We start from the raw sequence: 22,787 nt of genomic DNA, 5'->3' as shown, positions 1-22,787 counted from the left end.
CCGCTCAGTGCGGCACAATGCGCGCCTCGGCGCCTGCGGGGGCAAAGCTGCTGCGCCACTTCCAGCCCGCATAGGCACACCACAGCACACCCAGCACGGCAATGCTGCCGCCGACCGGGCCCAGGTAGTGCAGGCCGGCATGCATGCCCACCTGGCTGCCCAGCAACGCGCCTGCGCCAATGCCGATATTGAAGATGCCCGAGAACAGCGACATGCCCACGTCGGTGGCATCGGAGGCCAGGCGCAGTACCTTGGCCTGCAGCGGCAGCACCATGCACAGCATGACCACACCCCACACGGCACAGACCAGGTACAGCGCAGGCGGCCAGCGCGTGCTGGGCAGCAGCAGCCACAGGCAGGCGGTCAGCACGGCCATCGCGCCCAGCAAAAAGCCGCGCGGCCAGCGCATGCCAAAGCTGCTGAACAAGATGCTGCCGACAATGCCCATGCCGCCGTACAGCAGCAGCACCCAGGTGGTCACCTGGTTGTTCAGCCCGGCCTCGCGCTGGATCAGTGGCTCGATATAGCTGTAGACGGTGAACTGGGCCGTCACCATCAGGATCAGCAGGGCATAGGTGGCCGACAGCGCCGGGCGCTTGAACAGCACCGGAATGCTGCGCAGCGAGCCGGCATTCTCGCTGGGCAGCAAGGGCAGCATGCGCCACAGCACCAGCATGACGAGCAGCGCCAGCACGCCGATGATGCCAAAGGTCGTGCGCCAGCCCAGCGCCTCGCCCACCATGCGACCCAGCGGCACGCCCAGCACCATGGCCAACGTGGTGCCGGTAGCCAGCAGGCCCAGCGCCTGCGGGCGCTTGTCCTGCGGCGCAATGCGCACCGCCAGCGATGCGGTGATCGACCAGAACACCGCATGTGCCAGCGCAATGCCCATGCGGCTGATCAGCAAGGTGGCATAGTTCCAGGCGATGGCCGACAGACCATGGCTCACGATGAACAGCGCGAACACGCCCATCAGCAGCTTGCGGCGTTCAACATTCTTGGTCATCAGCATGCAGGGCAGCGATGTGAGCGCGACGATCCAGGCATAGATGGTCAGCATCAGGCCCACCTGCTCGGTGGTCATGCCAAAGCTGCCGCCAATGTCACTGAGCAGGCCCACCGGCACGAACTCGGTGGTGTTGAAAACAAAGGCGCCCATGGCCAGGGCGAGCACGCCGAGCCAGGCCTGGCGGCGGGTCAAAGATGCGGAGTCAGTCATGGCAATAAAAAAGCCGCAGCTCCAAAGCGGAGAGCGGCTCGCCAGTGTGCCAAAAAACGCTTACCTGCCCACAATGGCCAGGGAAAACCCTTTGGTCCCGGTTGTTGGCAGCTGTCAGGCTGCCAGGGTTTGCGGCTGCAGTTGCTGCAATTGCTGCGCTTCCAACGTGCGGTGCAGCTGTACCGTGGCCGCGCAGGCGCGGGCCAGCTCGGCACCCTTCTTCACAAAATGCTGGTGGAAGAAATCGTGGTGCTCCTGCGATTCATGGAAGTCGCGTGGCGTCAGCACGGCCGAGAACACCGGCACGCCGGTGTCCAGCTGCACCCGCATCAGGCCATCGATCACGGCGGTGGTGACAAACTCATGGCGGTAGATGCCGCCGTTGACCACCAGGCCGCAGGCCATCAGACCCGCATATTGGCCGCTTTGGGCCAGGCGCTTGAGCAGCAAGGGGATCTCGAAGGCGCCGGGCACATCGTAGAGGTCGATCTGGTCGGCGCGCCAGCCGTGTTGTGCCAACTCGGCGAGGGCGGCATCGCGGGCCTGGTGCACGATGTCCGAATGCCATTGCGCGCAGACAATCGCCAGGCGTGCAGCCTTGTTGATGGAGTAAGAAATGCTGGAATGCTGATTCATGGTTTTGCTGTCCTTCAATGACCTGAATCAGGGCGCGCGCAAGCCCATCGCAGCACCCCACGTACAGACGCAGGGCGACACAAGGTTTGCGCGATTCTCTTTCATCCGGACTGTGACCGTCGGCTCTGGCATCGCACCAGATCTGCTGACCTTGCGCAGCCGTAGGCCTTGCAAGCGCTCGCGGGCTCCTGGCTCCTCAAAGCCAGATACCGCCGGTGGGGAATTGCGCCCCGCCCTGAGAATAACGCTGAGCCGCTGCCGGCAAGGCCCTGGAGGGCCCAAGCCTGCTGCAGCTCGCCGGCCGATTGTAGAGGGGCTGCGATACAAACACCGTCACCCAGGTTTTTGATGCGCGGGCAACTTGTTGTGCGTCTAGTTTTTCGGCTTTAGCTGCCGGCCTGCCATACATCGCCTGCGCTCTACACTGCGGTACCTGCGCGCCCCACCGATCCCTACCATGGCCTTGCTGAACTTCATGCTCTCCCCCCTCCCCAGCCCGCAAGGGGGCATCCTGCTGCTGTGCGACGCGCAGCAGCGCCTGCGCGCGCTGGACTGGCAGGGCTATGAAGCGCGCATGGCCTTGCTGATGCGCCGCCAGTACCCGCGCGATGCCGTCCAGATGCACAGCAGCGCGGCCGTGCCCGCGCCGGTGGCCGATGCCCTGGCCGCGTACTTTGATGGCGAGCTGCAGGCGCTTGATCGCCTGGAACTGGCACTGGGTGGCACCGATTTTCAGCGCCAGGTCTGGACGGCATTGCGCGCCATCCCTGCAGGCAGCACGCGCAGCTATGCCAGCCTGGCCGCGCAGATCGGGCGGCCGGCAGCAGTGCGTGCGCTGGGCATGGCCAATGGCGCCAACCCCATCAGCATCGTGCTGCCCTGCCACCGGGTGATCGGCAGCGATGCATCGCTCACCGGCTATGCCGGCGGCCTGGCGCGCAAGCAGTGGCTGCTGGCGCATGAAGCGCGGCACAGCAAAAAGCCCGCCTAGGGCGGGCTCGGGGAGGCTATCAGCACCGGTTTGGCAGCTTATTCGCCGATCGGGGTCTTCTTGCCGTCGATGTAGTGGCTCAGCGTGTACAGAGGCACCTTCAGCTCGCCGTTTTCCTGGAACGCAATCTTCGCGGTCACGCCGTTGTACTCGGACTTGCGCAGCTCGGGCAGGTACTTCTTCGGATCGGTGGAATCGGCACGCTTCATCGCGTCGACGATCAGCATGGTCGCGTCATAGAAGTAAGGGCTGTAGACCTGGAACACGCCAGGGTTCTTGGCGTCATAGCGCTTCTTCCATTCGGTACCGCCAGGCATCTTGGCCAGCGATGCACCACCGTCGGCGCAGACCACATTGCCCAAGGTCTTGGTGCCGGTGGCCAGCTTGGCCAGCTCGGCCGTGCAGATGCCATCGCCGCCGAAGAACTTCACATTGGTCATGCCCAGTTGCACCATCTGGCGCAGCATGGGGCCGGCTTGCGCATCCATGCCGCCGTAGAAGATCGCATCGGGCTTCTTGGCCTTGATGGAGGTCAGGATGGCCATGAAGTCGGTGGCCTTGTCGTTGGTGAACTCGGACGCCACGATGTTCACGCCCTTGGCGCCCGCGTCCTTCTTGAACACATTGGCCAGGCCTTGGCCGTAGGCGGTGCGGTCGTCGATCACGGCCACGTTCTTCAGCTTCAGGGTGTCGGCCGCGTAGCCTGCCAGCGCAGCGCCCAGCGCGTTGTCGTTGGCGATGATGCGGAAGACGCCGGGGTAGCCAGGGCGGGTCAGTTCGGGGTTGGTGGCCGCGCCGGTGATGAAGGGCACACCGCAGTCGTTGAAGATCTTGGATGAGGGGATCGCGACGCCCGAGTTCAGAATACCGGCAACCGCCGCCACCTTGTCATCGCAGAGCTTTTGCGCAGCAGCCGTGCCTTGCTTGGGGTCGGCCGCATCGTCTTCGGCCACCACTTCGAACTTGATCTTCTTGCCACCGATGGTCACGCCCTGGGTGTTGAGGTCTTCCACCGCAAAGCGCACGCCGGTGACGTTGTCCTTGCCATAGTGCGCCTGAGGACCGGACAGCGGGCTCATCGTACCGATCTTCACCACCTCTTGTGCGCTTGCAGCCACGGCCATACCGGCCACCACCAGGGCCACTGCAGCCTTGATACTTTTATCCATTGCGTCGTACTCCATCAAAAGCGTCTGTTAAGCGCCACCGGTACCGGCATCTGCCGCCTTGCCACTTGTAATGGAGGCCGCACATTCGGTACATCATCGAACTCGATAGCGTGAGTGAGATTTTTTATCTACCCGGGCCTACGACGGTATTAGGACAAGTCCTGTAAAAATAGCGACACAGTGGGTTTGAAATCGCATATAAGCGCCAGCACGCAACGCATTCCAACGATTGCTGCATTGCATCAATCGGAACGGTGACAGCCGTTATTTGTCTAACTTCTCAACACCGACGAATACGGATATTGACATCCCACAACAGGCATGTCTCCTGCATACCACGCAGGGATTGTCTGTAAAGATTGGCAAAACACAGCATGGCTGTGGCATCGCCGTCAACCCCCAAGGCCGGAAAAACGTCTTTACATACATGGGCCCATGTCTCCGGTTTTGAGGGTGTAACGGTTAGCATTGGGAATCGCGATTGCTGGCCCTATGGCATCACGCAAGTCCTGCCACCACACAACCAGAAAGGCTCGAATATGAATCATCGTCATCTGCTCAGCATTGCCACCATCGCGTTCAGCGCGCTGGCCACGACCGGCTGCGTTGCCACCGGCAGCGACGGCTACTACAGCGATTCGGGCTACGGCAGCTATGGCGGCGGTTATGGCTATGGTTACCAGCAGCCTTCGCAAACCATTTATGTGCAGGACCGCTACAACGACGACCGCTATTACCGCGACCGTGAACGTGACCGGGACCGCGCAGCCCGCGAGCGCGAAGCCCGTGAACGCGAGCGTGACCGTGACCGCGATCGCCAGGCCCGTGAACGCGACCGCGACCAGCGCGCCCGTGACGAAGACCGCCGCCGCGCACTGGAGCGCCAGGCGCAAGACCGTGAACGCCAAAACCGCGAGCGCGACCGCAACCGCTTTGGCGAAAGCCGTCACCAGCAGGAATGCGCGGCCGCTGCCCGCCAGAATGCCGCTGGCAGCGACAATGTGCTGACCCCCAGCCGCCCCTGCCGCTAACCTGCTGACCCGCCCGCGTGCCGAGCGCGCGGGCTTATTCCTCAAGGAGTTTTCACCATGCGTACCATTCGTCTCGGAACGATGGCCATCGCTGCGGCCAGCGCCCTGCTCTTGGGCGGCTGCGTGGTCGCACCCGCAGACGGCGTGTACTACGGCGATGCCTATTCGACCTACTCCACCCCCAGCTATGGCTACGGCTATGGGGGCTACGGGTATGGCTATAACAGCTACCCCTACTACGGCAGCAGCTCGCTGGTCATCCAGAGCTCTCCGACTTACGTGTATGGCGGCGGCCGCCCCTATTACCGCCCGGGTGGCGGTTACTACCGCCCCGGCGGTGGCTATGACCGCCCCGGCCATGGCGGCAGCAGCCGGCCACCACCATCGCGTCCCCAGCAGTTGGCACCCGGCACGGGCTCCAACTTTGGCCGCCCTTATGGTTCGGGCCCGCGCCCGGCAGCGCCCGCGTCGCGCCCCAACGGCGGCCGGTTTGGTGGACAGTTCGAGCGCTAACCTTCGGTCACCACCATGCGCCTCATGCCACGCCCCCCTTTGCCCAGCCTTCGCTATGCCGCATGGCTGGGTTTTTGGTGTGCTTGCGCATTGGCGGCGCCGTTGGCGCAGGCCCAGGTCACCCGCTGCGTGGACCCGGGCACGGGCAAGGTGACCTACACCGATGGCGCCTGCGCCAGCGGTGCCAGCGCGACCGAGATAGAGCGCCGCAAATCCGATGAGGAGCTGGCCCAGGACCGCGCCCGCGAGCAGGAAGCCCTGCAAGCCAAGGCCGAGCGGCGCCAGCAGGAGCTGGCCCAGGGCCGGCTGCAGGCCGATGAACGCGCCGAGGATTTGGCGCAACGGGCCGCCAACCGCCCCGCTCGCGCCAACCCCGCGCAGTCAGCCGCCTGCCAGCAATCGCGTGAGCGCTACAGCGCCGCATCCGATGAGGCTGCCGACAAGACCATGGGCAGCCATGCCCGGCTCGATGCGGCCAAGCGCCAGATGGAGCTCGACTGCATGGGCCCCGAGGCCTATAGCCGGCTGGAGGCCAGCCGCACCGCCCCGACGGCGGTACTGCCCGCTGATCCCTATTGGGACGGGTACCCATACCGCCCCCATCGCCCCCGCCCACCGGCACCACCGCCCGCCCCCGCACCCAGCATCAGCCGCTGCGATGTGTTCAAGTGCGTGGATACGCAGGGCTATTCGCACCCCCGGGGCCAGATTGGCGAAACCGCACGGCCACCGAGCCCCGGCGCCAACCCGCGCAGCTGCCGTAGCCAGGGCGGCTCGGCACCCTGCTAGCCCGGGCGAGGTTCAAGCACCAGGGCCAGCCGCAGTGCCCGCCCCCACCAGATACACAGCGGCCTGCAAGCCGTGGTGCACCGTCTGGTAGCGCAGTACCAGGCCCAGCTCCTGCCGCATACGCGTATTGCTCAGGCGCCGCGACTCGCGCATGAAACTCAGCAAGGTGGGGCTCAGTTGCTGCTCGGCCTCGGCCAGGCTGATGCGCATCGGGTGCGGCAGGCGCCACAGGTCAGCGGCCAGGTCAAAATAATCGCCCATCAGCATCGCAGAGTCATCGGCCACATTGGTGATGCGCTGCGGCATGCCGCGCCATAGCGCCCGCACCACCGCGCGCGCCAGGTCATCGGCATGGATGTGGCTGGTGTAAACATCGTCCTCGCGCCGCAACAGCGGCGTGCCGCGCTGCAGCCGCCCCAACGGGGTACCGCCCTCGCGGTCTCCTGCGTAGATGCCGGGGATGCGCAGTACATGCACGGCAGCGCCGCTGGCCACCAAGCGCCGCGCCCAGGCCCGCAATTGGCGTTCGGCATCGACCCGGCGCAGCGCCCGGGCGGTGCTGGCGCGCAGCGGATGGGTCTCCGTGACCCAGGCACCGTCCCAGTTGCCATAGACACCGCTGGTGGAGCCGTACACCAGCTGCGGCACCTGCCCCGCGCGGCAGGCCAGCGCCTGCAGCAGGTGGCGTGTGCGCAGATCGCGCGAGGCTAGCGTGGGCGGCGTTCCCGCAGCGGGCTGCGCCGGTGGCGCCAGATGCACCACACGCTGGGCCAGCCCCGCCAGCCGGCGCAGGCTGCGCGGCTCGTCCAGATTGCCCAGCAACGGCGTAGCACCCAGGGCACGCAGGCTGTCAAAGCGCTGCGGCGATGAACTGAGCGCCCGCACCAGCGGGCCGCGCGCCGCATGCGCATGCTGGCCTGGCCGCTGCCACAGCCGCAGCACCCGCTGGCCGACATCGCCGCAGCCCACGATCAGCACCCGTTGGCGCCGAAAACGCGCCGGCAAGGCCTGGCCAGCTGCCATGGCGCAGCGCTGTCGGGGCCCGCTTCGCGGGCTTTGGTTTAAAGGCACAATAAGCTTTCGTGGTTCAGATGGCAGCCATCACACTGCAGTCTAGCGTCTGAACCTGCTTGCAAATGCCAGCGCTCACCCCATTTATGCAACCCCAGGCGCCGATGAGCGCCGTTGTTTTGTGTCGATAAGGAATTTTGGTGCAATGAGCTCTTCGTCCAGCGCGTTTCAAATTTCGGTCCTGCCCAGCGGACGCGCATTTGCCACCCAGGCCTCGGAAGCGATCCTGACGGCTGCGATCCGCAGCGGCGTAGGTCTGCCGTATGGTTGCAAGGATGGCGCCTGCAGCTCCTGCAAATGCAAGAAGCTCAGCGGCACCGTCGTGCATGGTCCCCACAGCGAACGTGCGCTGAGCCCGCAGGAAGAGGCCGACGGCATGATCCTGCCGTGCTGCGCCGTGCCCACCAGCGATGTGGTGATCGAGTCGCGCCATGTCACCGATGAAAGCGCCTTTCCGATCAAGAAAATGCCGGTGCGCGTGCAGACCATCGAGCGCTTGTCGCCCGATGTCGTCAAGCTGCGCCTGCAGCTGCCTGCCGCAGACAGCTTTCGCTACCACGCCGGTCAGTACATCGAGTTTTTGCTTGCAGGTGGCACGCGCCGTGCCTATTCGATGGCGATTGCGCCGCACCACCAGGACAGCGCGCCTGGCTTGGAGTTGCATATCCGCCACACACCCGGCGGTCTTTTTACCGACCACGTGTTTGGCGCGATGAAGGAGCGCGAGATCCTGCGCATCGAAGGCCCGTTCGGCAGCTTCTTCCTGCACGAGGGCGACAAACCGATGGTCTTTCTGGCCTCAGGCACCGGCTTTGCGCCGATCAAGGCGCTCATCGAACATCTGCAGCACCACGACATCCAGCGCCCGGTGGTGGTGTACTGGGGCGGCAGGCGCCCGCAAGACCTGTATATGCACGACTGGATGCTGGCACGCAGCGCCGAGATGCCCCATCTGCGCTATGTGCCGGTGGTTTCCGACGCGCTGGCAGAAGACGCCTGGCAAGGCCGCAGCGGCTTTGTTCACCAGGCCGTGCTCGATGATTTTGCCGACCTGTCGGGCTACGAGGTCTATGCCTGTGGCGCGCCAATTGTCGTGGATTCTGCCCGCGCCAGCTTTACCAGCCAGCGCGGCCTGCCGGAGGACGCCTTCTTTGCCGATGCCTTCGTGACCGAGGCCGACAAGCAGAACCAGATCGTATGAACGGCTGAGACACGGGGTCTGACAGGGCGCAATCGCGGCCCTGTCCCACTTCCGCGTCACGGCATGTACATGCCCCAGCCGCTACACTAGAAAGTTTAGAGCCGCTCACACAGTCCAACCTGCGTTAGGGCCCCGCCTTGTCGTGCGTCTGTCATGCTGCAGGCTGGGCCCCTCCCTCTGCAACGCCAAGCTTTGGCTGGCGGGGCTGTGCTGGCGGCACTCAAGGGGGTAGTGCCTGCTCGTCTCAGGCGCTTCGTCGTTATTCACTCTCGTCAAGAAGACACCAAACCATGCAACGCAGAAATATCCTGTTATCCACCGTCCTGGCCGCCGCCGCTTTCGCTGCACCTGCCGCTTTTGCGGCCGATCCGGTGATTCGCCTGGTCGTGCCTTACGCTCCGGGAGGTCCACTGGATGTCACCTCGCGCATCCTGGCTGAACGTGTCCGCGACCAACTGGGTACCGTGGTGATCGACAACAAGGCGGGCGCCGGCGGCAACATCGGTGCCGACATCGTGGCCAAGGCCGCACCGGACGGCCTGACCATCGGCCTGTCGGCGACGGCCACGCATGCCGTCAATCCCTGGCTGTACACCAAGATGCCTTTCAACGCCGCCAAGGATTTCACCGCCATCACCCAGATGGTGCGCGTGCCCAACGTGCTGGTGATGAACACCGAGCGCGCCAAGGCGCTGCAGATCAGCAATGTGCAGGAGCTGATCGCCTATGCCAAGAAGAACCCCGGCAAGCTCAATTTCGGCAGCGGCGGCAATGGCAGCTCCGGCCACCTGGCCGGCGAGATGATGAAGCGCCAGGCCGGCATCTTTGCCGTGCACGTGCCCTACCGGGGCGCCAACCCTGCGCAGCTGGCGCTGCTGTCGGGCGAGGTGGATTTCAACATCGACAACCTGGCGGCCGCGTCGGCCAACATCCACAGCGGCAAACTCACCGCGCTGGCCGTCACCAGCCTGCACGCCAGCCCGATGCTGCCCGGCGTGCCACCGCTGGCTGACACCCTCAAAGGCTTCGAGATCGACACCTGGTGGGGCCTGGTGGCACCGGCCAACACGCCGCCTGATGTGATCAACCGCCTCAACAAGGCCTTTACCGATGCGCTGAAGGATCCGGCCACCAAGACCCGTTTTGCCAGCCTGATGGCCGAGCCCGTGCCCACTACGCCGGCCGAGTTTGACAAGTTCATGGCCTCCGAGCGCAACAAGTACGAATCGGTGGTCAAGCTCTCTGGCGCCAAGGTCGACTAAGCGCCGCGCTGCGAATCCGTAGCGCCCAGCAAGAAGCCCCGCCAGCGTGCAGCTGCGGGGCTTTGTTCTTGTGGGGCGGTATCTTTCTCTCGCCGGCTCAGCGCCACCAGTCCGGCCCTTGGCTGCGCTGCACACCCTGCGGCAAAAGCGGCTGCAGCTGTGCCTCGCTGACCCAGGCCGGCGCCAGCTCCTGCAGCGGTGCCAGCACAAAGGCACGCTGCCACATGCGCGGATGGGGCACCTGCAGGTCGGGCATCGCGATCGACGTGTCGATATCCGCATAGAGCAGCACATCCAGGTCCAGCGTGCGCGGGGCATTGCGGTAGGGGCGCTCGCGGCCGGCGGCCAGCTCCAGTTGCTGCAACAACACCAGGAGCTGGTGCGCAGACAGCGACGTCTGCAGCTGCGCTATCGCATTGAGGTAATCGGGTCCGGTCGAATCCACGGGGCGGCTGGCATACAGCGATGACACCGCTTGCACTGCCACGCCCGCACTGCCCGCCAACTGCTGCAAGGCCTGAGCCATCGCCGCACCCCGGTCGCCCAAATTGGCACCCAGGCCTATCCAGGCGCGCAAGCTCTGCCCGGCGGGCGGTGCGGCATCACCATTGGCCAGGCGCTGCGCCTGGCCCAGCGCTTCAGTCGCCATGGGCGGCTGCATCACCACCATTGCCGCCACCTGCTGCTCCGCCAGCATCACCCGCACCGGGTTTGCGGCGGCGGCGGCGGCGCTTCTTCGCTGGCGCATCGCCAGCGGCGGCGCTCTCGCTGTCGATGGCCTGCTGAGCCACCTGGTCCAGGCTGGAGCCTTGCTGCGCCTCTGTGGCAGTTGCCGGTTTTCTCGGGGCGCGCTTGGGCTTGGCAGCGCCTGCCTTGGGCTTGGCACGCTGCTCTTCACGCACCTGGGCGATCAGGTCTTCGCGGCGGGCCTCATCGGCCTGCTGGAACTCCTGCCACCAGTTGGCCAGCGCTTCGTCCACCTCGCCTACATCGGCGCGCAGACGCAGAAAGTCGAAGCCGGCACGGAAGCGCGCCTGTGCGATCATGCCGAACGGCGTGCTGCCGGTGCGCTTTTCAAAGCGCGGCTGCATCACCCAGATTTCGCGCATGTCGGCGGCGAGCTTGCCCCGGCCGGAGACATCGCCGATGCGGTGGTTGAAGACATCGTCGATCGCATCCTGCAGCGCCGGGTGCGGGTGCTCGCCCTTGAGCATGCGCTTGTCCCAGCCCGCTTTCACGTCCTGCCACAGCACGCATGCGAGCAAGAAGCTTGGCGCCACGCTCTTGCCTTCGGCCACGCGGCGGTCGGTGTCCATCAGCGCAGCCTGCACAAACGGCAGGTCGGCGCGGTCCACCACCACATCCAGCAGCGGGTAGATGCCCTTGGCCAGGCCCAGCAGGCGCAGTTGCTCGATCGAGGCCAGCGAATGCCCTGTCTGCAAAAGCTTGAGCATTTCGTCAAACATGCGGCTTTGCGGCACTTCCTGCAGCAGCTGGGCACATTCGACCAGCGGTTTGGCGGTCTTGGGGTCGAGCGTGAAGCCCTTCTTGCTGAGCTTGGCGGCAAAGCGCACGGCGCGGATGATGCGCACCGGGTCTTCGCGGTAGCGGGTGGCCGGATCACCAATCATGCGCAGCACATGCTTTTGCGAGTCGCGGATGCCCTTGTGGTAGTCCACGACGATCTGGGTCTGCGGGTCGTAGTACATGGCATTGACGGTGAAGTCGCGCCGTGCCGCATCTTCGTTCTGCGGACCCCAGACGTTGTCGCGCAGCACACGGCCGCTTTCGTCCACCGCCAGCTTCATGCCGGCCAGTGCGGCCTTGCTGGTTTTCTCGTTGCCCTGCACCTGTTCGGCCTTGGAGCTGTCCAGAAAGGCCCGGAAGGTGGTGACTTCGATGACCTCGTTCTCGCGGCCACGGCCATAGACCACGTGCACGATGCGAAAACGCCGGCCGATGATGAAGGCGCGGCGGAACAGGCTCTTGACCTGCTCGGGCGTGGCGTTGGTGGCCACGTCGAAGTCCTTGGGGCGCAGGCCCAGCAGCAGGTCGCGCACGGCCCCGCCGACGATATAGGCCTCAAACCCCGCTTCCTTCAACGTGCTGCAGACATCCAGCGCCCGGCGGTCCACCAGCTTGGGATCGATGTTGTGCACATCGACGCCGACTTCCTCGCGCTTGCCAAAGGGGTTCTTGGTCTTGCTGGCCGCCGTGGCTTTGCCGAGCAATTTATCGATGATGGTCTTGATCATGCGTGAGGCTCCAGCAGGTCCAGAATGCGCCAGCCGCGTTCTGTCGCCAATTGGCGCAGGCGGTCGTCAGGGTTGGTGGCCACCGGCGTATTGACTTTCTCCAGCAGCGGCACGTCGTTCATCGAATCGCTGTAGAAGATGCTGTCCACGCTGTCCCAGCTCAGGCCGCGCTCGGCCATCCAGGCTTCCATGCGGGTGACCTTGCCGGCACGCATCGTCGGCACGCCATCGATCTCGCCGGTGATCCAGCCCGAGGCATCACGCGCCAGGTTGACGGCCAGCAGGTGGTCCACGCCCAAGGCCTTGGCGATGGGGCGGGTCACGAATTCATTGGTGGCGGTGACGATCACGATGGTGTCACCCGCGTCCCGGTGCTGCTGCAGCAGCGCCAGCGCCGCCGGCTGGATATGCGGCTCGATGACCTCCTGCATGAACGCGAGATGGGCGTCGTCGGCGGCCTGCGGCCCCAGTTTGCGAATGGCCTCGGTGGCAAAACGCACATAGGCATGGATATCGAGCGTGCCTTTTTGGTAATCGGCAAAAAAGGCCGCGTTGCGGCTGCCGAACTCCTGCTTGTCGCACCAGCCCTTGCGCAACGTGAACTCCCCCCATTCGTAGTCCGAATCGAGCGGCAGCAAAGTATGGTCCAGGTCAAAAAGCGCAAGCCTAGTGCTTGTGCCAGCAGAGTTATTCATTCAAAAAATCTCGGTTGTTGCCGGAAGAACGTGTTTGTGATCTAAGACCATTTACTCCGTCTCCAGCATGTCCTTGAGCAAGGGGATCGTCAGGCCCCTCTTATTGCGCAAGGCAAAATTGTCCAGGTGGTCCAACAGCTGCATCAGACTGCCCAAATCGCGTGAGAAGCGCTTGAGCATGTAATCCATCACATCGTCGGTCAATACCAGGCCACGTCGTTTGGCTTCATCCTTGAGCACGTCCCTGCGCTGTGCTTCGCTGAGCAGATGCAGCTGGTAGATCTCGCCCCAGCCCAGCCGGGTGCGCAAGTCGTCACGCAGTTTCAGGTCCGAGGGCGGCACATCGCCCGCCGCCAGCACCCAGCGCCGCGCGCCGGTTGCCGGGCTGGTGGCGTTGACGAACCAGTTGAAGGCCGCCGCCTGCTGCACCGGGTTGTAGAACTGCACCTCATCCAGAATCACCGCTGACCAGCGCTCATTGAAAGCACTGGGAAAGCGCGTGCTCGCATCGAGCCAGCCCACCGGTGAGCCCTGCTCGCGCAAGGCCTCCGCGACCGCACGCAGCACATAGGTCTTGCCACAGCCCATCTCACCCCACAGGTAGGTCGGCACGGTCGAGCGCGGCGTGTCCCAGGCCTCATTGACCTGGGCATGCAGATGCGCGAGTGCTGCCTGGTTCGAGCCCGCAAAAAACCGGTTCAGGCTTGGCGCTGGCGCCAAGCCCAGATCCAAAGCCATTTGCTTCATGCGCCAACTCCTATCCGCACCCGTGCCCGCCGTGCGTGGGGCACTGCGTTGGTGGGGTTCGGATAAAAGGAAATCTCACGCATGGCTGCGTTCAATACAAGAAAGCGTTCAGTGTGGTTGGGCGCAACGCGCGCCAACTGGGGGCTCCCCTGCTCGGGGCATAGGTACTGGCCAGAGGCGTACATGCAAACCCATTGATTTTAGTCGGTAGTCACGACCGTGTGACACAAAAGGCCGAAGTGCCGCATTTATGCAGGAAATCGGCCACACCGCGCGCTGCAAATGGCTGCACAGCCGTTAACAGTGCACACCGGACGGGCATTCTGGCCCCTCAGGTATGGCTTGCGGCATAAAATCGACGTTTCTGGCCCCCGTTGGGTCAGCTTGACAGCCTTATTGCCTTTGTAGTCCCTCATGAGCTCTTCCCATTCCTCCACCCCCCTTTCGTACAAAGACGCTGGCGTTGATATTGACGCAGGCGACGCGCTGGTCGAGCGCATCAAGCCCCTGGCCAAGAAAACCATGCGCGAAGGCGTGATGGCGGGTATCGGTGGTTTTGGCGCGCTGTTTGAAGTGCCCAAGCGCTACAAGGAGCCGGTGCTGGTCTCGGGTACCGACGGCGTTGGCACCAAGCTGCGCCTGGCTTTTGAGTGGAACATGCATGACACCGTGGGCATCGACCTGGTGGCCATGAGCGTCAACGACGTGCTGGTGCAAGGCGCCGAGCCGCTGTTCTTCCTCGACTACTTTGCCTGCGGCAAGCTGGATGTGGACACCGCAGCAGCTGTGGTGGGCGGCATCGCCAAGGGCTGCGAGCTGTCGGGTTGCGCACTGATCGGTGGTGAGACCGCCGAGATGCCCGGCATGTACCCGGACGGCGAATACGACCTGGCCGGCTTTGCCGTCGGCGCTGTCGAGAAGAGCAAGATCCTGACCGGCCAGAACGTGCAGGCCGGCGACGTGGTGCTGGGCCTGGCCTCGCACGGCGTGCACTCCAATGGCTTCTCGCTGGTGCGCAAGTGCATCGAGCGCGCACAAAGCCAGGGCGGCCTGCCCGACACCCTGGACGGCAAGCCTTTCAAGAAAGCCATCATGGAGCCCACGCGCCTCTATGTGCTCAACGTGCTGAAGGTGCTGGCAGCGCAGCCCATCAAGGCGCTGGCCCACATCACCGGTGGCGGCCTGCTGGAGAACATCCCCCGCGTGCTGCCGGAAGGCCTGGGCGCGCACCTGGTCAAAGGCAGCTGGCCCCAGACCGAGCTGTTCGCCTGGCTGCAAAAGACGGCGGGCATCGATGACATCGAGATGAACCGCACGTTCAACAATGGCATCGGCATGGTGGTGGTCGTTCCCGCCGACAGCGAACAGGCGGTCAAGGACGCTTTCTCTGCGCTTGGTGAACAAGTGTGGACGATTGGCAGCATCGGCCCCCGCGGCGCGGATGCTGCGGTCACGGTGCGCTAAGCTTCCCCGACAGGGCGGGCGCATTGAGCCGCCTGCCCCGTGCGCAGCACGGGCCAGTTCCTGGCCCTCCGACTCGCTCAGATGGATGGCCTACGATGCAACCGGATTCTGCAAAGCCCACGTCCAACAGCCCCGGCCAGCCGGCCAGTGGCGCTGCGGACCTGCCGCATGTTTGGCGGCCGCCTCCTGCACACTGGGGCGTCAGGGTGGCCTCCTATGTGCTGATGGCCGCCGCCTTGCTGCTGATCATGCTCAATGGCCTGCTGGTGGGCCTGCTGGCCGCATGCGCCGGCTACACCTTCACGTTGTTTCTGGTGCACAAGATCCGCGAGCTCAGCCGCGTGCCGGCATCGCTGAACACCCCTCCCCCGCTGTGGATGGAATACCTGTCCGTGACCATCGTACTGGTGGTGCCCGTGGTGCTCGTGACCATCGGCCTGATCCACTCGCAGGGCTATCTGCTGAACGCGCCGCAGCAGTACCGCGAGATGCTGGTATCGATGGCCAAGACCCTGCTCGACCTGCGCAGCAAGCTGCCGCCCGAGTTGGCCAATGTGCTGCCCGACGGCGTGCAGGACCTGCAGCAAAGGGCTGCCGAGTACCTGGGCACCAAGGCAGGCGCCATCGCCAACATGGGCCGGCTCTGGCTCACCGGCCTGCTCTATGTGTTTGTGGGTCTCTTGATTGGCGCGCTGGCCGCCGTGCGCCACAGCCGCCACTCCCATGCGCCGTTGGCCTACCAGCTGCAGCTGCGTGTGCAGCGCTTTGGCGATGCTTTCCGGCAGATTGTCGCGGCCCAGTTCTGGATCGCGCTGTTCAACACGGTGCTGACCGCCATCTTCCTGCTCGGCATCCTGCCGCTGATCAACATGCGCCTGCCCTATAGCGGGGCGCTGATCATGCTGACGTTTTTTGGTGGCCTGATCCCCATTGTCGGCAACCTGGTCTGCAATGCCGTCATCACCACCGTGGGCCTATCGGTTTCTCCGCTGACCGCCGTGGCCTGCCTGGCCTTTTTGGTGCTGATCCACAAGGCCGAGTACCTGATCAATGCCAAGGTCGTCGGCGCCAAAACGCATATGGGCGTCTGGGAACTGCTGTCGGTGATGTTTGTCGCGGAAGCCATCTTTGGCCCTGCCGGGCTGGTCGCAGCGCCGCTCTTTTACGCCTATCTGAAAAAAGAGTTGTTTGCGGCGCGGCTGATCTAGCATCCGTCTCCACGGGCATGGCACCCCAGGCAGGTGCAGATGCCCCACCCCCGGTCGCTCCAGGTACAGAGCGCCAGGCATCCATCACAGCGCCCCACCTGCAGGGGCTGAGCCCAGGCCCATGCCTCTGCATCATGCGGTCCCGCAGTCTGTCAGCCCCCGATCAGCGCGAACCGCACAGAGGGATGTCCAGGCCATGCCTTCCATGCACCATCGGCACCGCACAGGCGCAAAAAACCCCGGTGATCAAACCGGGGTTCTGTGTACGAAATGCGCTGGGCCGTTGATCAATAGACTTCCGGAACATACATGGATGCGGGCACCGGCAGGCGCGTGTAATCCGGATGGCGCACCCGATCGGGCAGCACGACATTCTCGTGGTCCACATCGGTGTAGGGCACCTGCGAGAGGAAATGCGCGATGCAGTTCAAGCGCGCCTTTTTCTTGTCATCGGCATGCACCAGCCACCACGGCGCTTCGGGGATGTGGGTGCGCTCCAGCATCACCTCCTTGGCCTTGGTGTACTCCTCCCAGCGCACGCGGCTTTGCAGATCCATCGGCGACAGCTTCCACTGCTTGAGCGGATCATGGATACGCCCGAGGAAGCGCAGATGCTGCTCTTCGTCGCTGATCGAAAACCAGTATTTGACCAGGCGGATACCCGAGCGCACCAGCATTTTTTCAAACTCGGGCACGGTACGGAAAAACTCTTCGTACTGGTCGTTGGTGCAAAAGCCCATGACCTTCTCGACGCCAGCGCGGTTGTACCAGCTGCGGTCAAACAGCACGATCTCGCCGGCTGCAGGCAGGTGCGCCACATAGCGCTGGAAGTACCACTGCGTGCGTTCGCGGTCATTGGGGGCCGGCAAGGCCGCCACGCGCACCACGCGAGGGTTGAGGCGCTGGGTGATGCGCTTGATGACACCGCCCTTGCCTGCGGCGTCGCGCCCCTCGAACAGCACCACCACCTTTTGACCGGTGTGCTGCACCCAGTCCTGCAGCTTGACGAGCTCACCCTGCAGCCTGAGCAGCTCGCGAAAGTACTGGTAGTCATGCTCCGTCATCCCGGCGGCAAACGGCGTGCCCAGCATGCCATCTTCCATCTCGAGCTCCAGAGACTCGTCATAGTCATCCATCACGTCACGCGCAATCTTGTGCATGACGTCTTCTGGTGATATTCCCAATCGGTCTTTCATAATGGCGCATCCCTAGTGCTGCCATCTTGCCGAAGTTGTGTGACGACACAATGACAAAGAAATGTCAGAACCACGTCAAACGTTACATTCGTTGCAAATCTAACAAAGCCGCACGGATATACGCCGCATCCTCCGGATTGCCGGTGTGGTTCAGGTAGGCCTGCAGGTCTTCACGCGCGCGGTCATGCACGCCCAGTTCTGCATAGGCCAGGCCCCGGTCGCGCAGCTCCGTCCAGGCATCGGGCAGCAGCACCAGCAGGCGGTTTTGCACCTCGATCAGCTTGGCCCAGTTCTTGTCACTGCGGTAGACCTCCTTCATATTGGAGAGCATGCGCGCAATGATGTCGCGCGGAGTGGCCGCCTGCAGGTACAGGCCCAGCGGCACATCGTCTTCGTCGACGCGGTGAAACGCCTTTTGCATCGGCTCGAGCATCTCGGCAAGCATATTGCTGGAAAACGACTGGCCCGACAGCGGGTCAAGCACGATCTGCCCTTCGGCCACACTCACCTTGAGCAGAAAATGGCCGGGAAAGCAGATGCCATGGGCGGGCAGCTGCAACGCCGATGCGAGTTCCAGCCATATGACAGCCAACGACACGGGGATGCCGCGCCTGCGGTGCAGCACGGCATTGAGGCAACTGTTGTCCAGTGCGTAGAAGTCATTGGGATTGCCCTGAAACCCCCAGTCGGCATAAAACCGGTGGTTGAGCGCCTTGAGCCGGGTCAGCGCGCTGCGGCTGCTGGCATCGCGGCTTTCCATCAGTTGACCCAGCAGTTGGTCGACCTCGTTCAACACCTGCTGGGTATCGAGTTGCGGGTATTCGATGCAGGCCACGGCAGCAGCCGCTTCCAGCAGCGGAAAACCCTCATCGCTGCTGACCAACGATTCGAAATGCTCCAACGGTGTGGGGATAGAAAAGCGGAAGTCCATACACATCCCAACTGCAGCGCCGCCGCATACATCGCTGGCACATTCGGGCGCTGCCTGTGCCATGACACCATGTATAGCACGAGACAGCCCCGAATGCAGGCCGTGTAGGACACAATTGTGCAAAAGCTGCGTAAATATGCAGGCTATCCCCCAGGAATGCCCTTAGGAACTAATGCCGGGCAGATGCCACCACTGCGCCTGCAGTGAGCGCAAGGCGCTCAGCGGCGCAGCAAGCTGCGCAGCTTCATGCCTGACAAGGCCAGCACGCCAAAGTACAGCAGCGCGGCGCCGGCCATCCACAGCGCCAGCAGGCCCACGCGCTCCAGACGGTGCGCGCCCATCGCCACCCAGTCGGTCATCTGTGCGCCCCAGGCCAGAAAGATGCCCAGCAGTGCCACCGCCAGCGAGACCCGGGCCAGAAAGATCCACCAGCCCGGCCTGGGCTGGAAGCTGCCGCGCCGGATCAGCCCCACCAGCAGCCACAGCGCATTGATGACGGCACCCAGACCAATCGACAAGGCCAGGCCGGTATGGGCCATTGTCGGCACCAGCACCAGATTCAACAGCTGCGTCAGCACCAGCACACAGATGGCAATCTTCACCGGTGTGCGGATGTCCTGGCTCGCATAAAAGCCAGGGGCCAGCACCTTGATGGCCACCATCGCCAACAGGCCCACGCCATAGCCTTGCAGCGCCAGCGCAATCTGGCCCACATCCGATCCCTTGAGCGCACCGTAGTGGAACAGCACCGCCACCAAGGGCTTGGCAAACAGCAGCAGGCCAGCCGCACAGGGGGCGGCCAGCAGCACCACGATGCGCAGACCCCAGTCCAGCATCGCGCCATAGCGCTCGTCATCGCCCGCTGCCTTGGCCGAGGACAGCTGCGGCGTCAGCACCACGCCCAGCGCCACGCCCAGCAAGGCGGTGGGAAATTCCATCAGCCGGTCGGCGTAGAACAACCAGGTCACACTGCCAGGGGCCAGGTAGGAGGCGATCTGGGTATTGATCATCAGCGAGATCTGGGCCACGCCCACACCCAGCAACGCGGGCGCCATCAGCGACAGGATGCGGCGCACACCGGCATCGGCCCAGGCCTGCCTGATGACCGAAGGCCGGCACGAAATGCGTGGCAGCATGCCGATGCGGCGCAGCGCCGGAAACTGCACCACCAGCTGCAGCACGCCTCCGGCCATCACGCCGATGGCCATGCCGTAGATGGGCTCCAGCCCATGGCTGCGCATCCAGGGCGTCAGTGCCAAGGCAGCCACAATCATGCTGACATTGAGCAGCACCGGTGTGAAGGCCGGCACGATAAAGCGCTTCCAGGTATTGAGCACCCCGGCAGCCAATGCCACCAGCGACATGAAACCGATATAGGGAAACATCCAGCGCGTCATCAGCACGGCCGCGTCATAGCTGTGCGGGTTTTGCCGCAGGCCACTGGCCAGCAGCCAGACCAGCACGGGCGCTGCGACCACGCCGACCACACAGGTCAGCGCCAGAATCCAGAACAGCACCGTGGCCACACTGTGCACCAGGGTGCGCGTGCGCTCCTCGCCTTCCTTGGTCAGGGTGGTGGCAAGCACCGGCACAAAGGCCTGGCTGAATGCCCCTTCTGCAAACAAGCGCCGGAACAAGTTGGGAATGCGGAACGCTACATTGAATGCGTCGGTCAACGCGCTGGCACCAAACATGGTGGCCATCAGCAGGTCGCGGGCAAGCCCTGTGATACGCGAGAGCAGCGTAAACAGGGAGACGGTGGAGGCAGCTTTGAACAGTGACACCTGGGCAGTGTAGCTGCGCCGCTGGCAGGAAATTGCCGGATATCTGGATTTCTGAGTAAAGAGCGGCTATAATGCCCGATTCACTGAAAACATCCGCAGACTCAAAGGACACTCATCATGGCATCTAAGCCAGTCAAGAAAAACCCCCGTTTGGCATCCGGCCGCAAGCGCGCCCGCCAAACCATCAAGCTGAACGCCGCCAACACCTCGCTGCGTTCCAAGTACCGTACCGCCATCAAGAACGTGGAAAAGGCTGTTGCCGCTGGCGACAAGACCAAGGCCACCGAACTGTTTGCCAAGGCGCAATCCGTGCTGGACACGATTGCCGACAAGGGCATCTTCCACAAGAACAAGGCTGCTCGCGATAAGAGCCGCATTGCTGCCAAGGTCAAGGCCCTGGCACTGGCCGCCTAAGCCCATTAGGCAATCGCACGGGCAGGATCCCCTGCCCGCCGTTTGTAACGGGTGCGCTCTCAGTGAACTAAAAAGCCGTCGCAAGACGGCTTTTTAGTTGTGTGGGCCTCTTTTGCCCACTGCCTGATCTGCATCGGCCTGCCGCCGCGCGTCCCGGATGGCGAGCCAGCCGGACGGGCTCGGCCTGCTCACGGGCCCGCCACCGGCTGAGCCCCAGCGCAACCGCGTTGACCGCCCGGGCCCAGCCGCAAAAAAGGCCTGAAACTCAGGCCTTGGTCGTGTCGCTGGAAGTGTTGGCTCCGGGCTTGCCGGGATCCACCGCCGCCTCGGGAATCAGGCAGGCATCGGTGGTCTGCAGTCCGTTGTCGCGCGCAAAGTTCATCACGAAATCCCAGGCCATCGGCTCATGGACCTGCAGCTCGCGCTTGACGATGACGCATTTGGCGCCGTTCATCGTTGTAGGGACGCACCAGGGTGAATAGCCCAGATGGCCACCACGGCGCATACCGCCCGGACGAAACTGGCTCATCACTCCCGCGAGACGCTCCGCCCAGTCGCTGGGGCGAAAGGTCTTCCCATTCTGGGTCAGGCCCAGAATGAACACTTCTTGAGATGTTGGAGAAACCATGGGGTGGAAGCCTCTGATAGACGCCTGAGCACAGGATCACTGCCTCAGGCCAAACCCGTATTTTAACTCTTATATAAGAGATACGCACGCGCAAGGCATAAGTTCAAAACATCAGGAAATGCAAGAAACGCATAACCCTGCAGCGCATGCAGGAGCCGCCGGAACAGCCCAGCCCGGGTTTTTGCGCTCTGCAGTCTAGCCTGCGCAGAAAGGGCCGCGCAGGCAGTCAGGCAGCACCGCGATTCTGTGATGCGCATTCTTCACTAGTCTGCCGCAATGCAGCCCCTAGAATGGGACTTCCGCTGGTGCCATGCCATAGGGGTATGGGGCCCAAGCGGATTTTTTGATTCTGATCCTTTTTCCGGAGATTTCCATGCAAGACACTGTCAAGCCTTCTGAGCCCCATGTGATGACTACCTATGGCCGCGTGCCGGTCGCACTGGAGCGAGGCCAGGGCGTGCGTGTGTGGGATGTCAACGGCAAGGAATACCTCGACGCGCTGGGCGGCATTGCGGTCAACACGCTGGGCCACAACCACGGCAAGCTGGTCGCTGCGCTGCACGACCAGATGACCAAGCTGATCCACACCAGCAACTACTATTATGTGCCCGGCCAGGAAAAGCTGGCGGCCCTGCTGGTCGAGCGTTCGAAGATGACCAATGTCTTCTTCTGCTCCACCGGTCTGGAGGCGAACGAGGCCTCGATCAAGATCGCGCGCAAGTACGGCGTGGACAAGGGCATCGAAAAGCCGGTGATCGTCGTGTTCGACCATGCCTTCCATGGCCGCTCGATCGCCACGATGAGCGCCACCGCCAACCCCAAGGTGCGCAACGGCTTCGGCCCCCTGCTCGACGGCTTTTTGCGTGTGCCGGCCAATGACTTCGTCGCGCTGCAGGAAGCGACCGAAGGCAACCCCAACATCGTGGGCGTGATGATGGAGCCCATCCAGGGCGAAGGCGGCCTGCACCCGATGCGCGCGGAGTTCATGAAGCAGGTGCGCGAGCTGTGCGATGCCAAGGACTGGCTGTTCATCGTTGATGAAATCCAGGCCGGTATGGGCCGCACCGGCAAGTGGTTTGCCCACCAATGGGCCGGCATCGTGCCGGATGTGATGTCGCTGGCCAAGGGCCTGGGATCGGGCGTGCCGGTGGGCGCCGTCGTTGCCGGCCCCAAGGCAGCCAAGGTGCTGCAGCCAGGCAACCACGGCACCACCTTTGGTGGCAACCCGCTGGCCATGCGTGCCGGCGTGGAAACCATTGCGATCATGGAAGAAGAAGGCCTGCTGGCCAACGCCACCCAGGTCGGCGATCACCTCAAGGCAGCGCTGAACCAGGCGCTCGCCGACACGCCGGGCTTTGTCGAAGTGCGCGGCCAGGGCCTGATGATCGGCGTGGAGCTGAACAAGCCCTGCGGCGAGCTGATCACGCGCGGCGTGCAGGAAGCCGGCCTGCTGTTCAGCGTAACCGCCGACACTGTGATCCGCATCGTGCCGCCGCTGATCCTCACCAAGGCCGAGGCCGATGAAATCGTCGCCAAGCTGGTACCGCTGGTCAAATCCTTCCTGGCAGGCCAATAAGGCCGGA

General features: G+C 63.7%; 22 protein-coding genes and 1 riboswitch. Of the genes, 10 read left to right on the top strand and 12 right to left on the bottom strand.

All coding sequences use genetic code 11. The annotated features are described in order from the left end of the window. Positions 1 to 4: 4 nt before the first annotated feature. Together AB7A72_RS21285 and AB7A72_RS21280 are read right to left on the bottom strand one after the other, a co-directional pair. Positions 5 to 1,219, bottom strand: coding sequence for a sugar transporter (locus AB7A72_RS21285; RefSeq protein WP_312836168.1), 1,215 nt, complete (start codon positions 1,217 to 1,219; stop codon positions 5 to 7). 114 nt (positions 1,220 to 1,333) lie between these two features. After that, positions 1,334 to 1,855, bottom strand: a complete 522-nt coding sequence (locus AB7A72_RS21280) for a 6,7-dimethyl-8-ribityllumazine synthase (protein WP_239808990.1) — start codon at positions 1,853 to 1,855, stop codon at positions 1,334 to 1,336. A gap of 89 nt (positions 1,856 to 1,944) precedes the next feature. Next, positions 1,945 to 2,102: riboswitch (FMN riboswitch) on the bottom strand. A 210-nt stretch (positions 2,103 to 2,312) separates the two neighbouring features. On the opposite strand from AB7A72_RS21280, the gene AB7A72_RS21275 reads away from it, so the two are divergent. Next, positions 2,313 to 2,846, top strand: a complete 534-nt coding sequence (locus tag AB7A72_RS21275; RefSeq protein WP_369461079.1) for a methylated-DNA--[protein]-cysteine S-methyltransferase — start codon at positions 2,313 to 2,315, stop codon at positions 2,844 to 2,846. A gap of 38 nt (positions 2,847 to 2,884) precedes the next feature. On the opposite strand, the gene AB7A72_RS21270 is transcribed toward AB7A72_RS21275, so the two are convergent. After that, positions 2,885 to 4,015, bottom strand: a complete 1,131-nt coding sequence (locus tag AB7A72_RS21270; protein WP_239808992.1) for a branched-chain amino acid ABC transporter substrate-binding protein — start codon at positions 4,013 to 4,015, stop codon at positions 2,885 to 2,887. Positions 4,016 to 4,554: 539 nt separating this feature from the next. Here AB7A72_RS21270 and AB7A72_RS21265 point away from each other — a divergent pair. The 3 genes from AB7A72_RS21265 to AB7A72_RS21255 are packed head-to-tail and all read left to right on the top strand — an operon-like array spanning position 4,555 to position 6,348. Further along, the gene (locus tag AB7A72_RS21265; protein ID WP_133857912.1) at positions 4,555 to 5,046 is read left to right on the top strand and encodes a hypothetical protein; all 492 of its coding nucleotides are present in this window, start codon (positions 4,555 to 4,557) and stop codon (positions 5,044 to 5,046) included. Positions 5,047 to 5,103: 57 nt separating this feature from the next. After that, positions 5,104 to 5,559, top strand: a complete 456-nt coding sequence (locus AB7A72_RS21260; RefSeq protein WP_239808993.1) for a hypothetical protein — start codon at positions 5,104 to 5,106, stop codon at positions 5,557 to 5,559. Positions 5,560 to 5,583: 24 nt separating this feature from the next. Beyond that, the gene (locus AB7A72_RS21255) at positions 5,584 to 6,348 is read left to right on the top strand and encodes a DUF4124 domain-containing protein (protein ID WP_369461078.1); all 765 of its coding nucleotides are present in this window, start codon (positions 5,584 to 5,586) and stop codon (positions 6,346 to 6,348) included. 12 nt (positions 6,349 to 6,360) lie between these two features. Here the strand turns inward: AB7A72_RS21255 and AB7A72_RS21250 are convergent, their stop codons facing one another. Beyond that, the gene (locus AB7A72_RS21250; protein ID WP_369461077.1) at positions 6,361 to 7,371 is read right to left on the bottom strand and encodes an NAD-dependent epimerase/dehydratase family protein; all 1,011 of its coding nucleotides are present in this window, start codon (positions 7,369 to 7,371) and stop codon (positions 6,361 to 6,363) included. Positions 7,372 to 7,564: 193 nt separating this feature from the next. Between AB7A72_RS21250 and AB7A72_RS21245 the strand changes: the two genes are divergently transcribed. Further along, the gene (locus tag AB7A72_RS21245; RefSeq protein ID WP_369461076.1) at positions 7,565 to 8,620 is read left to right on the top strand and encodes a CDP-6-deoxy-delta-3,4-glucoseen reductase; all 1,056 of its coding nucleotides are present in this window, start codon (positions 7,565 to 7,567) and stop codon (positions 8,618 to 8,620) included. 290 nt (positions 8,621 to 8,910) lie between these two features. Beyond that, the gene (locus AB7A72_RS21240) at positions 8,911 to 9,882 is read left to right on the top strand and encodes a Bug family tripartite tricarboxylate transporter substrate binding protein (protein WP_312461817.1); all 972 of its coding nucleotides are present in this window, start codon (positions 8,911 to 8,913) and stop codon (positions 9,880 to 9,882) included. Positions 9,883 to 9,979: 97 nt separating this feature from the next. Here AB7A72_RS21240 and folK read toward each other — a convergent pair whose 3' ends face one another. The 4 genes from folK to hda are packed head-to-tail and all read right to left on the bottom strand — an operon-like array spanning position 9,980 to position 13,579. After that, positions 9,980 to 10,531, bottom strand: a complete 552-nt coding sequence (gene folK / locus AB7A72_RS21235) for a 2-amino-4-hydroxy-6-hydroxymethyldihydropteridine diphosphokinase (protein ID WP_312461818.1) — start codon at positions 10,529 to 10,531, stop codon at positions 9,980 to 9,982. Continuing rightward, positions 10,521 to 12,137 (bottom strand): polynucleotide adenylyltransferase PcnB, encoded by a 1,617-nt coding sequence (pcnB, locus tag AB7A72_RS21230; RefSeq protein WP_312461819.1) that lies wholly within the window; start codon positions 12,135 to 12,137, stop codon positions 10,521 to 10,523. The genes folK and pcnB overlap by 11 nt, the downstream gene beginning before the upstream one ends. After that, positions 12,134 to 12,832, bottom strand: a complete 699-nt coding sequence (locus tag AB7A72_RS21225) for a histidinol-phosphatase (RefSeq protein WP_312461820.1) — start codon at positions 12,830 to 12,832, stop codon at positions 12,134 to 12,136. Before AB7A72_RS21225 ends, pcnB begins: the two co-directional genes overlap by 4 nt. Before the next feature lie 51 nt (positions 12,833 to 12,883). Then, positions 12,884 to 13,579 carry a DnaA regulatory inactivator Hda gene (gene hda / locus AB7A72_RS21220; RefSeq protein ID WP_239809000.1) on the bottom strand — a complete coding sequence of 232 codons (696 nt, stop codon included), beginning with the start codon at positions 13,577 to 13,579 and terminating at the stop codon, positions 12,884 to 12,886. A 414-nt stretch (positions 13,580 to 13,993) separates the two neighbouring features. On the opposite strand from hda, the gene purM reads away from it, so the two are divergent. Beyond that, on the top strand, positions 13,994 to 15,043 hold the full coding sequence (gene purM, locus AB7A72_RS21215; protein ID WP_369461075.1) for a phosphoribosylformylglycinamidine cyclo-ligase: 1,050 nt from the start codon (positions 13,994 to 13,996) through the stop codon (positions 15,041 to 15,043). Positions 15,044 to 15,138: 95 nt separating this feature from the next. After that, positions 15,139 to 16,251, top strand: coding sequence for an AI-2E family transporter (locus tag AB7A72_RS21210; protein ID WP_312413562.1), 1,113 nt, complete (start codon positions 15,139 to 15,141; stop codon positions 16,249 to 16,251). 287 nt (positions 16,252 to 16,538) lie between these two features. Here the strand turns inward: AB7A72_RS21210 and ppk2 are convergent, their stop codons facing one another. From ppk2 to murJ, 3 genes are all read right to left on the bottom strand, one after another. Continuing rightward, positions 16,539 to 17,411 (bottom strand): polyphosphate kinase 2, encoded by an 873-nt coding sequence (ppk2, locus tag AB7A72_RS21205; RefSeq protein WP_239809003.1) that lies wholly within the window; start codon positions 17,409 to 17,411, stop codon positions 16,539 to 16,541. A 118-nt stretch (positions 17,412 to 17,529) separates the two neighbouring features. Then, the gene (locus AB7A72_RS21200; RefSeq protein WP_239809004.1) at positions 17,530 to 18,378 is read right to left on the bottom strand and encodes a SirB1 family protein; all 849 of its coding nucleotides are present in this window, start codon (positions 18,376 to 18,378) and stop codon (positions 17,530 to 17,532) included. Between the two features lie 218 nt (positions 18,379 to 18,596). Beyond that, positions 18,597 to 20,162, bottom strand: a complete 1,566-nt coding sequence (gene murJ / locus AB7A72_RS21195; protein WP_312413557.1) for a murein biosynthesis integral membrane protein MurJ — start codon at positions 20,160 to 20,162, stop codon at positions 18,597 to 18,599. 117 nt (positions 20,163 to 20,279) lie between these two features. Between murJ and rpsT the strand changes: the two genes are divergently transcribed. Continuing rightward, positions 20,280 to 20,576 carry a 30S ribosomal protein S20 gene (gene rpsT, locus AB7A72_RS21190; RefSeq protein WP_021025539.1) on the top strand — a complete coding sequence of 99 codons (297 nt, stop codon included), beginning with the start codon at positions 20,280 to 20,282 and terminating at the stop codon, positions 20,574 to 20,576. 265 nt (positions 20,577 to 20,841) lie between these two features. On the opposite strand, the gene AB7A72_RS21185 is transcribed toward rpsT, so the two are convergent. Then, on the bottom strand, positions 20,842 to 21,204 hold the full coding sequence (locus tag AB7A72_RS21185) for a DUF3579 domain-containing protein (RefSeq protein WP_239809006.1): 363 nt from the start codon (positions 21,202 to 21,204) through the stop codon (positions 20,842 to 20,844). 373 nt (positions 21,205 to 21,577) lie between these two features. Between AB7A72_RS21185 and AB7A72_RS21180 the strand changes: the two genes are divergently transcribed. Further along, positions 21,578 to 22,780, top strand: a complete 1,203-nt coding sequence (locus AB7A72_RS21180) for an aspartate aminotransferase family protein (RefSeq protein WP_239809007.1) — start codon at positions 21,578 to 21,580, stop codon at positions 22,778 to 22,780. Positions 22,781 to 22,787: the final 7 nt, after the last annotated feature.

The organism is Comamonas sediminis, from assembly GCF_041107495.1.
Taxonomy (GTDB): Bacteria; Pseudomonadota; Gammaproteobacteria; order Burkholderiales; family Burkholderiaceae_C; genus Comamonas; species Comamonas sediminis.
This window is presented reverse-complemented; position numbering and strand designations above follow the sequence as displayed.